A 13,443-nucleotide genomic window follows, 5' to 3' on the forward strand; every position below is an offset into this window, starting at 1 on the left:
TCAGGCAGGCAAACCGGAAGTTCGGGTGTCTGCTATTTTGTTTGACGAAAAAGGAGGATTTCACCTTTGTTATTGGCACAACTTAAAAAGCACTGGTTCTCAAATACGCGGACGGATGTGCTGTCCGGTATGACGGTTGCCCTTGCGCTGATTCCCGAAGCGATTGCCTTTTCGATTGTGGCCGGCGTCAGTCCGATGGCGGGTTTGTATGCGTCGATTACGATGGCGATCATTATTTCCCTTGCCGGAGGCCGTCCGGGCATGATCTCCGCCGCTACCGGAGCGGTTGCGCTTTTGGTGACGGGGCTGGTAAAGGACCATGGCGTTGAATATTTGTTTGCGGCAGCCGTGCTCGCCGGTATTTTCCAGATTATTTTAGGCGCGCTGAAGCTGGGGCGGTTTATAACCTTTGTGCCTCAACCCGTCATGACGGGGTTTGTCAATGCGCTGGCGATTCTGATCTTTATGGCTCAGCTGACGCATTTCAAAGGACAGGGCTGGGTGATGTATGCCTTGGTGGCGCTGACGCTGGTGATCATCTACGTATGGCCTAAAATTACGAAGGCGGTGCCGCCTGCGCTGGTGGCGATCCTCATCGTCTCGGTGTTGACCATTACGCTGCATCTGGACGTTTACAAGGTGGGCGATTTGGGCAGCCTGTCCCGCGCTCTTCCGACTTTCCATCTGCCGGCTATTCCATTTACCTGGGATACGTTTATGATTATTTTGCCTTATTCGGTGTCCATGGCATTTGTCGGGCTGCTGGAATCGCTGATGACCGCAATGCTGATTGATGATTTGACGGATACCCGCAGCAACAAAAACCGCGAGATGCGCGGACAAGGCATGGCGAACATCGTCACCGGCTTTTTCGGCGGGATGGGCGGCTGCGCCATGATCGGCCAATCGATGATCAACATCAAATCGGGCGGCAGAACCCGCCTGTCCACCCTGGTGTCGGGCGTGTTTCTGATGATTTTGCTCGTGCTGCTCGGCGATATCGTCAAGCAGATCCCGATGGCGGCGCTGGTCGGCGTTATGATCGTCGTTTGTATCGGTACTTTTGATTGGAAGTCTTTAACGACCTTAAATAAAATTCCGCTGCCGGACGCGATCATCATGATTGTAACGGTCATCGTCGTGGTAGCCACGGATAATTTGTCCATCGGCGTAGCGGTGGGCGTTGTGCTCAGCTCGGTCGTGTTTGCCTGGAAAATGGCCGTTGTCCGTCTGACGGCGTCAGCCTCGGAGGACGGAAGCAAAACGTACGAGGTTTCCGGGCAGATGTTTTTCGGTACGATGCATCACTTCGTGAAGGAATTTAATGCGGCCGAGGATCCGGACCGGATCACGATTGATTTTTCCGGAACCCATATTTGGGATCAGTCGGCGGTAAACGGCATCGCCCGTGTCGTCGAGAAATACCGGCAGCTCGGCAAGGAAGTCCGCATTAAAGGGCTTAATGCCGAAAGCAAAGCGCTGGTGGAGCGGATTGGCCTGGCCGGAACGGGCGGTCATTAAATTTCATTTCATGAATGAAAGCTGTATAGGGATTTCCGCAAAGGCGGAGATCTCTTTTTTTATGGGTCCAATTCCCGTTCTGCAGCGCAGATTTGGAAATGAAAAAAATGAAACTTTCATTGTCGGCATTTCGTCTATTATGGAAAGTGACCGGAGTTTTCAGGAGAGTTTTCCTGCTGCTTTCGGGAGCTTTTCATTGTTATCATTTAATCCTAGGAAAGAAGGAACCGTCGCATGGCGCAAACAGCGCTGCCCAAACGTCAGGATGCAAGGACGGGCAGAACAAAGAAGAAAAAGAAGAAACGCGGATTTTTCCGTTTTGTATACCGGTTGGCTGTATTTTTTCTAATCTTGGGCATTATCGGCGTATGCTGGCTTTTCTTTACCCAATCGGGAGAAAACTTCCGCTATCTGGCGGCAGATACGTTAATTACCACCCAGCACCGGAAGTGGGCGAAATATATTATCGGGGAAGACGAGCTGAAGAAACGTGTGGCGGAATATACGCAGCAGTTCGAACAGATGGGGACCGAAAAAGATACCCACACGATCAGCATCCCGACTCCGGTGAAAGCCGAGGAGAAACCTCTCGTGCAGATTGAGGAAATTTCGGGCGCCAGTTATCACGGCTACATTATGACCGTCAATGATCCGACCAAAATCCGGCTCGGCGTGCCTGCCAAGGTTGGGAAAGGCGAAAAGGTCTCCAGCATGGTCAACCGCCTCGGGGCGATCGCCGGGGTGAATGCGGGCGGCTTCGACGATCCAAACTGGAAGGGCAACGGCTTTAAGCCGATCGGCGTCGTTATTTCGCAGGGCAAGCTTTATTACAACGGTTTGGGCAGCAGCAGCTCCACCCAGATCGTAGGCATCGACAAACAGGGGAAAATGATCGCCGGCCGCTATTCGCTGAAAGAGCTCAGCGACATGAACGTGCAGGAGGCCGTGACCTTCCAGCCTCGGATCATCGTTAACGGCAAAGGCCAGATCAAAAATCACAAGGACGGCTGGGGCATCGCCCCGCGCACCGCGATGGGCCAGCGCGCCGACGGCGCGATCCTGTTTGTGGTCATCGATGGACGCCAGCCCGGCTACAGCATCGGGGCCGATTTGTACGATGTCCAGAACATCATGCTGAAGCACGGGGCCGTCATCGCCGCCAATCTGGACGGAGGTTCCTCAACCGTGCTGGTCAAGGACGGCGATATCCTCAACAAACCTTCCTCCCAATACGGCGAACGTTATCTGCCGACGGCCTTCCTGGTGTTTGACCATCCGGAGAACGTCAGCGTGCCGAATGTTTGGAAAGGGCTGGATCCGAAGGAGATCGACGGAGGGAAGAAATAGGGGCCGCTAACCGCCGTTTTTTAAAAGCAAAACCCGCAGGAAACTCTCCTGCGGGTTTTTTGCGCCTCGTTTTGCGGAGGATGGAAAACAAAGCTGGAAGATCTCGAATTAAAGGGAAACTCGCTGCATGTTTTAACATAATTTTACAATCTTCACAAAACCAGCGACAATATCGAAAAAATTAATATATTAATTTACAACTTGTTAACAACTCGCTAATATAGGATTAGTATGATGGTCATGTGTTTCAGAAAATTATAAACTAGGGGGATCACTAGAGTGAAAAACAAGCTTTCTCTTTTTGCCATGTTCGCATTGATTCTTGTGCTTCTGGCAGGCTGCGGCTCTAACAACAACACGGCAGCAAACAGCAATTCATCCGCGGGCAACACTTCTGCAGACAATACCGCTTCTGCACCGGCTGCCGACGCATCGAAGGAAATCAAGGAGCTGAAAGTAAGCTTTGTTCCATCCAAAGATCCGGGAGAAATCATTACCGCTACCGATCCGCTTAAAGATTTGTTGAAGAAACAACTGGCTACAGAAGGTTACAACGTAGATACCGTTAGTATCGATGTAGGTACGACTTACGAAGCAGTAGGGGAAGCTTTGACGGCTGGAACAACGGATGTTGGTTTCATCCCGGGTGGAACTTACGTGCTATACGACGATGGCGCTGACGTTATTTTGACGGCTACGCGCGCCGGATTGTCGAACGATTCCGATAATCCGAAAGATTGGAACGATAACAAACCCACTCAACCCACTACAGATCAAGCGACTTACTACCGCGCCTTGTTCTTTACGGGTCCTTCCAAGAAAGGACAAGAACTGGCAGCTAAAGTCAACGCCGGTCAACAATTGACTTGGGACGACCTGAACAGCGCCAACTGGGCCGTAATGTCGACTTCGTCTTCCGCAGGTTATATTTACCCAACGCTTTGGCTGCAAAAGAACTACAACAAAGGCATCACGGATTTGGCTCATGTTGTAACCTCGGATTCCTACGGCAGCTCCTTTGCCCGCCTTGCGGCTGGCCAAGCTGACGTCGTTGTCGCTTATGCCGATGCAAGAAGAGACTTCGAGAAACAATGGACAACCGATTTCGGCCGCAGCAAAACGATCTGGGACGAAACAAACGTAATTGGCGTAACGGACGGTATCTATAACGATACAATCAGCGTAAGCAAAAACGATCCGATCATGACCGACGACTTCAAAAAAGCGCTGCAGGATGCCTTTATCGCCATCGGCCAAACGGAAGAAGGCAAAAAAGTTATCGCCATCTACAGCCATGAAGGATATAAAGCGGCTCAATCCTCCGATTACGATGCCGAAAGAAAAGCGCAAGAAGTTATTAAAAGTTTGAAGAAATAATCGTTACCTAACCATTTGTCAGGATTTCCTTTAAAAGGTGAGAGCATCATGCCTACATGATGCTCTCATCTTTTCCTAGTTCAAGACAGTTGAGACTAAAGAGATCGGGGGAATTCCATGATAGAGTTTATTGATGTGGAAAAGAAATACGCTAACGGTACAGTTGCGTTGCAAAATATTAATCTGAAAATCGAACAAGGCGAATTCGTTGCCGTCATCGGTCTTTCCGGTGCGGGGAAGTCCACGCTGATCCGCTGCATCAACCGCATGCACGAAATCACCGGCGGACAGTTAAACGTGGACAACGTTGACGTTGCCAAGCTGAGAGGGAAGCAAGTCCGCCGTTTCCGCAGAAGAATCGGGATGATCTTTCAGTCCTTTAACCTCGTAACCCGGACAACCGTGATGAAAAATGTGCTCGTCTCCTTTGTACCTGACCTGCCGTTCTGGCGTAAGCTGACAGGGGTTTATAAACGTGAGCAGAAGATTAAAGCTTTGGAAGCCCTGGATAAGGTGGGCATTTTGGACAAGGCGTATGTCCGGGTGGACCAGCTTTCCGGCGGACAGCAGCAGCGGGTTGCTTTGGCGCGCACGCTGGCCCAGAATCCGGACATTATTTTGGCGGACGAGCCGATCGCTTCTTTGGACCCGGTTACGGCCAAAATGGTTATGGACGACTTTAAACGCATTAATCAAGAATTGAACATCTCCGTTATCATGAATATCCACCACGTGGAAATCGCTCTTGAATATGCCGACCGCATTATCGGCATCCACAAAGGGGCCGTTGTCTTCGACGGGGAATCGGGCAAGGTGACTAAGGAGATTTTGGACGCCATCTACGGAGGACAAGCCGAGGAAGCTTCGGCTCCGCTCGAGGAGACTCCGGCCTATGTATGATAAAATTTTTCCGCCTAAAAAAATAGTCCTGCCCGACGGTAAGGTCGTTTTGGAAAAAAGAACGCGGCTGCCGCTAATTTTGCTCATCCTGATTGTTGCTACTATCTATTCGGTGCAGCTTACCGACTTCAGCCTGAAGGTGCTGTTCAGCCGGATTGACCAGTTTTTTGTCATTATCGGCGATATGATTCCGCCGAAATGGAATTATTTTGACGACTTGTTGGGCGCTCTCCTGGCTACGCTGCAAATGTCTTTGCTGGGGTCGTTCATTGGAGCCGTGCTGGCGCTTCCGTTTGCGGTAGCGGCTTCAGCCAATATCATCCGGAATCGGTATGTCGTGGCCGTATTTAAAATTATCCTGAGTTTGCTAAGAACGCTTCCTACGCTTGTAACGGCTTTGGTCGCCACCTTCGTATTCGGACTTGGACCCACAGCGGGGGTTGTTGCCATCCTGCTGTTCACGCTTTCCTACGTAGGGAAATTATTATATGAGCAAATCGAAAACGTCGACATGGGTGCTTTTGAAGCCATGGAATCGATCGGCATGACCCGAATCCAAGCTTTCCGTTCGGCCATCATTCCCCAGGTGCTGCCGGGTTACCTGTCCACCTCGCTGTTCTGTTTTGAAGGCAACGTGCGTTATGCGGCGATCCTCGGTTATGTCGGCGCCGGCGGCGTGGGCCTGCTGATCAATGAAAACCTCGGCTGGCGCGATTATCCGAGCGTAGGGATGATTATCCTGGCTCTTGTTGTGACGGTGTACGTGATAGAAACCGTCAGCGAATACTTTAGAAAAAAGTTAATTTGAGGGAGAAGTTGTGTTATGACGACTGTAGAGAAGCAGCTTCTTGCTTCGCCAAAAAGAACCTGGTATTTCCTTACGATCGCCATTATCGTTATTTTGCTGATCGGCTGGTCCGCGTTGGCCGTAACCTTCAAGGACGTGAACGAAAGCGGCCTCAAGATTGCTTCGAATATTGTGAAGGGGATTATCCATCCCGATTGGCATCTGCTATTTAACGGAACGAAGCAGAGCGTGCTTTATCTGCTGCTGCAAACGTTGGCCATTGCTTTTCTGGGAACGATTGTCGGCGCGATTTTATCCATTCCGCTCGCTTTTTTGGCGGCCTCCAATATCGTGCCTAAACCGATCGCCTGGCTGACCCGGTTATTGCTGATCATTATCCGGACGATTCCCGCGCTTGTTTATGGTTTGATGTTTATCCGCGTGTCCGGTCCAGGTCCGTTTGCCGGCGTGCTCACGATCGGCATCACCTCGATCGGCATGCTGGCCAAGCTGTACGTGGATGCTATTGAAGAGCTGGATACACGGGTGCTGGAGTCGATGACTTCCATCGGATGCAGCACCTTTGAGAAGGTCCGCTACGGGATCATTCCGCAGCTGCTGTCGATCTTTATGTCCGTCACCATTTATCGGTTTGACATGAACATGCGTGAAGCCTCCATCCTGGGCCTGGTAGGGGCCGGGGGGATCGGCGCGCCGCTTATTTTTGCGATGAACGGTTACAAGTGGAACCAGGTCGGATCGATTTTGATCGGACTGGTCATCCTTATCCTGATTATCGAGCTTCTTTCCAATAAACTTCGCTCGAAGCTGATCAAAGGCTAAACCGCTGCAAGAACCTTAAACCAACTGTAATAACGACTGTAGAAAAACCCAGCCGCTCCGGCTGGGCTTTTTCTTATTTTATAAACACGCCTCCGAACGGAATAACTTCTCGCAATATCCGCTTGAACAAACCGTCGTTTTGCAGATTTTCCTCCAGCTTGCCACTTTCGCGTCCGGCCTGCAGCAGCACGGAGCCGAGGCCGGTCATTTTCCAATGGTAGCTCATATGCTGGCTGGCAAGATGGTTGCCGTAAACGGCAAGCTCCATCCGCGCGTTCTCCGGGTATGCGATCACGCTGCTTGCTTGCACGTAAAGCGGCTCGGAAGGATGAAGGACGGCTTCGACGACATGCCCTTCGGTCAGCAGGCCGATCTGCCCGTTGCCGGAAAATTTCATTTTGATGGCGTCCCGGGTGATCAGCATGTTTTTGACGTTCAGGATCCGGCTCTGCATGGTCACCCCTTCCGTGTAATAAAAGAGATGTTTATAGTCGTACAGAAGATCGCTGCCCGCTTCTAAGTCCACGGGTTTCAGGCTGTAACCGGGCGGCAGGGCGGCGATAAACTCGCAGGGCCCGCTGAGATCGGCCCGGATCAGCTTGTTTTTCCGGTACATGCCTTTGACGTCCATCAGCCTGTCCACCCGAAGGGCGGAAGCGCCGCGATAAGCGATGATCTGGCTCGGATGCAGCACATGGGCGGTTTCGCCTTCGCTCAGGCGGAAGGTGGCGGCTTCGCCTAAAGCCTGCGGCGTTCCCGTTTCAAACCGGATATCCAAGGCTTGTCCTCCTTAACACAATTATTTGCGAAGCATCAGACGTACGATACGTTTCAGCGCAAAATAGCCGATAAACAGCCCGATGGCCGTGTACAGCATGATCCGCAGCTTATGGGAAGTAGCTTCCCTGGCGGCATTGATTTCCTGCAGCGACTGTACGGTTTCGGCAAGCTGGGTGTTTTGCGCCGAAAGCTGCTCATTTTGAGCGGCCAGGTCCTCGCTTTGCTGGCGGTAGCTTTCCAGGCTGCTCTGCGTATCCTGCAGCTGCTGGGCAGCGCTATCGTAGTTTTCCTGAAGGCGGTTGATTTCTACAGGCACTTCGGAAAAGCTTTTGATCCCGTTATTTATATCGTTAATAAAATTAGCGTGCGCGGCAGGGGCATGAAAAGTTAAGGTGACAATACCGGATAGAAGAAGAGTTGCGGCGAGCAGGAAACGGACGACGATCGCTTTGGCCTTGTTCATGCGCATCAGGGCACTCCTTTCCTAATTAAAACGTCAGCAAAAGGGCAAGCCGGGCTTGCCCTTTTCTAGTATTTAATACGAAACGTTCCGACTTAAAGTTTCCAAAAACGGCCGGTTTTTGCGACAATTTTCGCGTTTTTTTCAGAAAGAATACAGGAGAGCAGTACAATTTTCAAAAGGCAAACCGCTGCCGGTATTTCCGCGGTGATACCCCTTCATATTTCACGAAACAGGACGTAAAATAAGCGGCCTGGTTAAAGCCGACCTCTTCGGCAATCCGGGCGATGGACAAATCGGTTTGCTGCAGCAGCAGCTTGGAGCGCTCCACCCGGTAGCGCACGAGATAAGCGGCCGGCGAGCAGCCGAACACCTTTTGCATGCAGCGGGCGATGTACACCGGATGAAAATTAATGCTTTCGCCAAGCGCCTTGGCGGTCACTTCGTCCCGGTAATGCTCGCGCAGGTAAGCGGCCGCCCTTTCGGCGCAAACGATTTGCGCGGACGGAGGTTCGCTTGCTCCGAAGTCGGCGAGCTGGCGCAGCACCTCCTGAAACAACAGCTGCTGTTTGAATCGGCTGCCGGATAAATGCAGCGATTTGCCGAGCAGGGTCAATTCTTCGAGCACATCGCTGAATTTGCCGGGCTGCGGCAGATGCACGAACTGCGGAAGCAGCTGGGTAAAGGGGGTTGTCGTATAGGTCGGCAGAAAAACAGGCGCTTCGGGTACGGTATGCTCCAGACGGTATTCCGAAGGCTGCTCCAGCAGGGCCCAAGGACCGGTCGTTTGAAAATGAAGCCAGAAATAAAAGGTGTCCTCCCGGCATTCAGCCGTCGAATAGTGGTAGCGGTCCGGCGTCAGAATGAAGCAGTCGCCCGCAGACACCTCATAATCCCGGCCTTCCTCGCCGATATAAATACAGCCGCTTTTCACGAACAGCAGGTCAAAGATACCCGTATTCCTTCTGCTGACATGGCGTGAGCCTATGGGCAGGCGTCCATAATCGCAGGCGATGAAATGGGGGAGCGGCGGAACCGTAAACTCCAGCATAAGCATAAAAAAGACCTTCCTTCCCCAAGGGGATATATGGTTTGAATAATGAAATTTTCGGTTGTAAAAGTGATAGTACCGATTCAGTATACCATCTATAATTTGTTTCAGACAAAAATGAGAAAAAGAAACGGTTCTGTTCCGTTTTTTTCCCTTCGGGAGGTTTTAATGTTGAAAAAAGAATCGTCCCATAAATTCTCTTTATGGATGCTCGCCTGGCCTATCTTTATCGAACAGTTCCTGCAGTTTCTGCTCGGCGCTGTCGATACGCTGATGGTCAGCCACTTGTCGGACGATGCCGTAGCCGTGGTCGGCTTCTCCAATCAGCTGTTTAATGCGCTGACCACTTTGTTTGTGACGGTGGCCAGCGGGGCGGGGATCCTGATCGCCCAGAAAATCGGCTCGGCCAAAGAAGAAGAGGCCCGGTCGGTCGGCATAATCGGTTTAAAGGTTACCGCTTTGATCGGCGTGGTGCTTAGTCTTGTGCTGATCGCTTTTCCGGGACCGATTGCACGGATTTTGCAGCTTCCGGACGAACTCATGTCCCTGGGCAAAACCTATATCTCCATCGTCGGAGGGGGGATGGTCCTGACGGCGCTGATAGCGGTGCTGGGCACTGAAATCCGCAGCACGGGCAATACCAAAGCGCCGATGCTGATCGCAGTCGGCATGAACCTGGTGCATATCGGGCTCAACTATTGCTTCATCTTCGGCAAATTAGGGTTCCCGGATATCGGTCTGGCCGGGGTAGGCATTTCAACCGTGACGAGCCGGACGCTGGCCTGCATCGTGCTGTTTATGATTTTCCTGAACGCGTTCTGCCGGAAAATTTCCTTTAAAGACTTAAGGCTGTTCAGCCGCAAGCTCTTTAAAGAGATCATGGACATCGGCTGGCCGCTGGGCGTCAACTCGGCAAGCTGGTTTTTCTCCCAGCTGGTCATCTTTTCTTTCCTCGCCATTCTCGGCGCCAAAGATTTGGCGGCGCGGACTTATATGAATACGCTGGAATCGTTTTGTTTTTTGCTTGGTTTCTCGGTTGCCCTGGCGGTGCAAATCCAAGTGGCCCATCTTTTTGGCGGAGGCAAAACCAAAGAAGCCTACAAGGCTTCCTATAAAGCGCTGGCCGTTGGTCTTCCGCTCGTAACGCTGAACGCGCTGATCCTGCTTTTGTGCGGCCGCAGCCTGCTTGGGCTGTTTACGTACGATGAGGCGATTCTGAAGATTGCGGAGTCCTTATTGTGGATGAACGTGCTGCTGCAGCCGGGGAAAATGCTCAACATGGCGCTTGGCAACTCGCTGAATGCGGTGGGCGATGCCCGGTTTACGATGACGATTTCCCTGATCGTCATGTGGACGGTAGCCGTGGGCGGTTCTTACCTGCTGGGCGTGTCTGCCGCCTGGGGCATTACGGCGATTTACAGCTGCATGATAGCCGATGAATATACACGCGGAGTGATTTCGTTTATCCGCTGGCGAGCGCGCAAACGGCTCCGGATCAAGGAACAGGAGCTGGAACGCGAGGCGGCGACCCGGAAGAGCTGGACCGGGGGCGGCGGTTCCGCACGGCCGGGAGCTGTTTTTTCGGCGGAATAAAGGAAAAGAAGGCATCTTTCCCTTGAGGGGGAGAGGTGCCTTTTTGGTATCTGAATTTTTGATAGCTAAAAAGGAATATATCCGGCCGGGGAACGTGGAAAGTTGCGGCGCTGCTCATTTTGCTTTCCTGGTTCATATTCAGTTAACATAAACAAGATATAGTGCTTGTAGACTTATATTTCTGATGCATGTTCCTCCGGTCTGGACCTGAGGTCTTTTATTGGTAAAAGGGGAGATTAGATTAGATGTACAGCTGGAAAAGTTTTTTTCGATTGATTCAGGATACCCGGCCGTCAAAAACCAAATTGGCGATCGCTTTAGGTTTATCTTTGATTTCCACGATTGGCGGGCTGATTGTGCCGCTGCTTACAAAGGATCTGGTGGACGGATTTTCCTTGAGAAACATCACGCCGCTGTCGGTCATCCTGATGGTGTCGGCTTTTGTCGCCCAGGCGGTTTCCGGCGCGGTTTCGATTTATTTGCTGAACCATGTCGGGCAAACCGTCGTTTCCCGGCTCCGGGAACGTTTGTGGTCCAAGCTGCTGTCGCTTTCGCTGCCTTATTATAACGAACACCGCACCGGCGATACGATTTCGCGGATGACCAATGATACCGGAATGGTGAGAATGCTCATTTCCGAGCATATTTCCGGTTTCGTAAACGGCGTAATTTCGGCGGTCGGGGCGATTGTCATTCTGCTGTTCATGGACTGGAAAATGACGCTGATCACCTTCGTGGCGGTGCCGCTGTGCGTGGGAGTGATCGCGCCGGTAGGCCGCAAGTTGTACCTGATTTCCAAGGATACGCAGGATGAAACGGCGGCTTTCACCACCACGCTGAATCAGGCGTTGTCCGAAATCCGTCTGGTCAAATCGTCCAATGCCGAGAAGATCGAATATGAAAATGGGGCAAAGGGGATCGGCAGGCTGCTTAAGCTGGGCATAGCCGAAGGGAAAATGCAGGCGATCATTTCGCCGCTCACGATGTTTGTAATCATGCTGATCCTTGTGGTCATTATCGGCTACGGCGGCATGCGCGTAACTCAAGGCGAGATGACCGCCGGGGCGCTGGTTGCTTTTATTCTTTATTTGTTCCAGATTATTTTTCCCGTCACGCAGGTGACGCAGTTTTTTACGCAGCTGCAAAAGGCCAAAGGCGCCACTCAGCGGATTGTGGAAACGCTGGAAGCGCCGGAGGAAGACATTTATACCGGTGCGGCGCTGGCGGAGCTTAAAGAGCCGATCGTGCTTGAGGGGATGGGTTTCTCTTACCCGGGCAGCGGAGAAGCGACGCTGGAGGGGATCTCTTTTACGGTGGAGCCCGGAAAAGTAACGGCCATAGTCGGGCCAAGCGGCGGCGGCAAAACGACGTTGTTTTCCTTATTCGAAAGGTTCTATAAGCCCACTAAAGGGTTGATGAAGCTGGGGGAGAAAGAGATATCGGCTTATTCGCTGCATTCCTGGCGGGGGCGGATCGGTTATGTGTCCCAGGAAAGCCCGCTGATCGCCGGCTCGATCCGGGATAACGTGCTTTATGGTCTGGAACGGGAAGTGTCCGATGCGGAATTGGCGGAAGCGCTGCGTATGGCTTATGCCGATATTTTTATCCGCGAATTTCCGGACGGGATAGAGACGGAGGTAGGCGAACGGGGCGTCAAGCTGTCCGGCGGCCAGCGTCAGCGAATTGCCATTGCCCGGGCGATTTTGCGGGATCCGGATCTGCTGATGCTCGACGAAGCGACTTCAAGCCTGGACAGCAAGTCCGAATCGATCGTGCAGGAGGCTTTGTCCAATCTGATGCAGGGACGCACGACGCTCGTCATTGCGCACCGCTTGTCCACCGTCGTGGATGCGGACCATATTTTGTTTATCGAAAAAGGCCGGATCAGCGGCCGGGGAACCCATGCCCAGCTGTATGAGGTGCATGACTTGTACCGGGAATTTGCGGACCATCAGCTGAAGGTGCAGGAACATCCGCAGGCCGTCCAGGAGCAGGTCCAAGCCGGGCTTCAATAAACAATAAAGGTTATGCGAACAGAACATAAAACGGGGCGCCGGCGGCGTCCTGTTTTTTGTCTAACCCCTCATGTCCAGGGAACCCCAGGAATATTTCTGCCTATCTGGTAAAAAATTTCTTTTAAGAACTGATACATTTCTCTTGCGGCGTCCGTCTTCTATACAGCTGCGGCAAGAAAGGAGGCTGGAACCATTGACGATTCCGGAATCGGCGACATTCAAACAACTATTTTACCAGCATTACCCCGCGGTGCTGCGCAAGCTGACCGGCCTGCTGGGGGATAAGGCGATAGCGGAAGATTTGGCACAGGAAACGTTTTTGAAAATGTACCGCCAGCCGCCGGATCAATTGGATTCGGCAGGTGCATGGCTGCACCGGGTCGCGACCCGGCTGGCTTATGACTATATGGGCAATGCCGCCAGACAGCGGAAGCTGACGGAACGGCAGGAGATGCTGCTGGAGACCGAGGGTTCGGTCAGCCCTTCCGGTGAGGAAGAGCTGATCCGGCAGCTGGATCAGGAAGAGGTCCGCGGTTGGCTTGAACAGCTGCCGGATCGCGACCGAAAAGCGCTGCTCCTGCGGTATTCGGGTTACAGCTATGCGGAAATTGCTCAAGAGCTTTCCGTCAGACCCCCTGTAGTGGGTACGCTGCTGGCCAGGGCGACAGAACGCCTGCGCAAGCATGCCGGAGAAGCCGGCCATTTGGAGCAAGGGCAATCGGTGCAGCAAGGACTGCGATGAAATAAAAGGCCGAAGGGGATGAATAGA

Annotated in this window: 12 protein-coding genes; 9 read left to right on the forward strand and 3 right to left on the reverse strand. The window is 52.3% G+C overall.

The annotated features are described in order from the left end of the window. Positions 1-66 precede the first annotated feature (66 nt). The 6 genes from AC3ZPD_RS15905 to phnE (AC3ZPD_RS15930) all read left to right on the forward strand — a co-directional run bounded on the left by AC3ZPD_RS15905 (position 67) and on the right by phnE (AC3ZPD_RS15930) (position 6,775). The gene (locus tag AC3ZPD_RS15905) at positions 67-1,521 is read left to right on the forward strand and encodes a SulP family inorganic anion transporter (protein ID WP_490985269.1); all 1,455 of its coding nucleotides are present in this window, start codon (positions 67-69) and stop codon (positions 1,519-1,521) included. 234 nt (positions 1,522-1,755) lie between these two features. After that, positions 1,756-2,868 (forward strand): phosphodiester glycosidase family protein, encoded by a 1,113-nt coding sequence (locus AC3ZPD_RS15910; protein WP_490985270.1) that lies wholly within the window; start codon positions 1,756-1,758, stop codon positions 2,866-2,868. Between the two features lie 279 nt (positions 2,869-3,147). Further along, positions 3,148-4,245, forward strand: a complete 1,098-nt coding sequence (locus AC3ZPD_RS15915; protein ID WP_490985271.1) for a phosphate/phosphite/phosphonate ABC transporter substrate-binding protein — start codon at positions 3,148-3,150, stop codon at positions 4,243-4,245. A 117-nt stretch (positions 4,246-4,362) separates the two neighbouring features. Next, positions 4,363-5,145 carry a phosphonate ABC transporter ATP-binding protein gene (gene phnC / locus AC3ZPD_RS15920; protein WP_490985272.1) on the forward strand — a complete coding sequence of 261 codons (783 nt, stop codon included), beginning with the start codon at positions 4,363-4,365 and terminating at the stop codon, positions 5,143-5,145. Continuing rightward, positions 5,138-5,953 (forward strand): phosphonate ABC transporter, permease protein PhnE, encoded by an 816-nt coding sequence (gene phnE / locus AC3ZPD_RS15925; protein WP_490985273.1) that lies wholly within the window; start codon positions 5,138-5,140, stop codon positions 5,951-5,953. Before phnC ends, phnE (AC3ZPD_RS15925) begins: the two co-directional genes overlap by 8 nt. A gap of 15 nt (positions 5,954-5,968) precedes the next feature. Next, a complete protein-coding gene (phnE, locus tag AC3ZPD_RS15930; RefSeq protein ID WP_490985274.1) occupies positions 5,969-6,775 on the forward strand; it encodes a phosphonate ABC transporter, permease protein PhnE in 807 nt (268 codons plus the stop codon). A 73-nt stretch (positions 6,776-6,848) separates the two neighbouring features. Here the strand turns inward: phnE (AC3ZPD_RS15930) and AC3ZPD_RS15935 are convergent, their stop codons facing one another. The 3 genes from AC3ZPD_RS15935 to AC3ZPD_RS15945 form a co-directional block, all read right to left on the reverse strand. Further along, on the reverse strand, positions 6,849-7,553 hold the full coding sequence (locus AC3ZPD_RS15935) for an AIM24 family protein (RefSeq protein ID WP_490985275.1): 705 nt from the start codon (positions 7,551-7,553) through the stop codon (positions 6,849-6,851). Between the two features lie 21 nt (positions 7,554-7,574). After that, complete coding sequence (locus tag AC3ZPD_RS15940; RefSeq protein ID WP_490985276.1) at positions 7,575-8,024, reverse strand: DUF3450 domain-containing protein; 450 nt, start codon at positions 8,022-8,024, stop codon at positions 7,575-7,577. 166 nt (positions 8,025-8,190) lie between these two features. Continuing rightward, on the reverse strand, positions 8,191-9,072 hold the full coding sequence (locus AC3ZPD_RS15945) for a helix-turn-helix domain-containing protein (RefSeq protein ID WP_490985277.1): 882 nt from the start codon (positions 9,070-9,072) through the stop codon (positions 8,191-8,193). Between the two features lie 162 nt (positions 9,073-9,234). Between AC3ZPD_RS15945 and AC3ZPD_RS15950 the strand changes: the two genes are divergently transcribed. The 3 genes from AC3ZPD_RS15950 (at position 9,235) to AC3ZPD_RS15960 (ending at position 13,416) form a co-directional block, all read left to right on the forward strand. Beyond that, positions 9,235-10,659 (forward strand): MATE family efflux transporter, encoded by a 1,425-nt coding sequence (locus AC3ZPD_RS15950; RefSeq protein WP_490985278.1) that lies wholly within the window; start codon positions 9,235-9,237, stop codon positions 10,657-10,659. Between the two features lie 245 nt (positions 10,660-10,904). After that, complete coding sequence (locus AC3ZPD_RS15955; protein WP_490985279.1) at positions 10,905-12,674, forward strand: ABC transporter ATP-binding protein; 1,770 nt, start codon at positions 10,905-10,907, stop codon at positions 12,672-12,674. Positions 12,675-12,867: 193 nt separating this feature from the next. Next, entirely contained in the window at positions 12,868-13,416 is a 549-nt protein-coding gene (locus tag AC3ZPD_RS15960; RefSeq protein ID WP_490985280.1) for a sigma-70 family RNA polymerase sigma factor, read from the forward strand. The last annotated feature ends 27 nt before the right edge of the window (positions 13,417-13,443 follow it).

It is taken from the genome of Paenibacillus mobilis (genome assembly GCF_058267595.1).

Coding starts and splice junctions, on each gene's coding strand:
- AC3ZPD_RS15910 (WP_490985270.1), top strand. CDS start 1,756: ATGGCGCAAACAGCGCTGCCCAAACGTCAGGATGCAAGGACGGGCAGA.
- phnC (WP_490985272.1), top strand. CDS start 4,363: ATGATAGAGTTTATTGATGTGGAAAAGAAATACGCTAACGGTACAGTT.
- phnE (WP_490985273.1), top strand. CDS start 5,138: ATGTATGATAAAATTTTTCCGCCTAAAAAAATAGTCCTGCCCGACGGT.
- phnE (WP_490985274.1), top strand. CDS start 5,969: ATGACGACTGTAGAGAAGCAGCTTCTTGCTTCGCCAAAAAGAACCTGG.
- AC3ZPD_RS15940 (WP_490985276.1), bottom strand. CDS start 8,024: ATGCGCATGAACAAGGCCAAAGCGATCGTCGTCCGTTTCCTGCTCGCC.
- AC3ZPD_RS15945 (WP_490985277.1), bottom strand. CDS start 9,072: ATGCTTATGCTGGAGTTTACGGTTCCGCCGCTCCCCCATTTCATCGCC.
- AC3ZPD_RS15950 (WP_490985278.1), top strand. CDS start 9,235: ATGTTGAAAAAAGAATCGTCCCATAAATTCTCTTTATGGATGCTCGCC.
- AC3ZPD_RS15955 (WP_490985279.1), top strand. CDS start 10,905: ATGTACAGCTGGAAAAGTTTTTTTCGATTGATTCAGGATACCCGGCCG.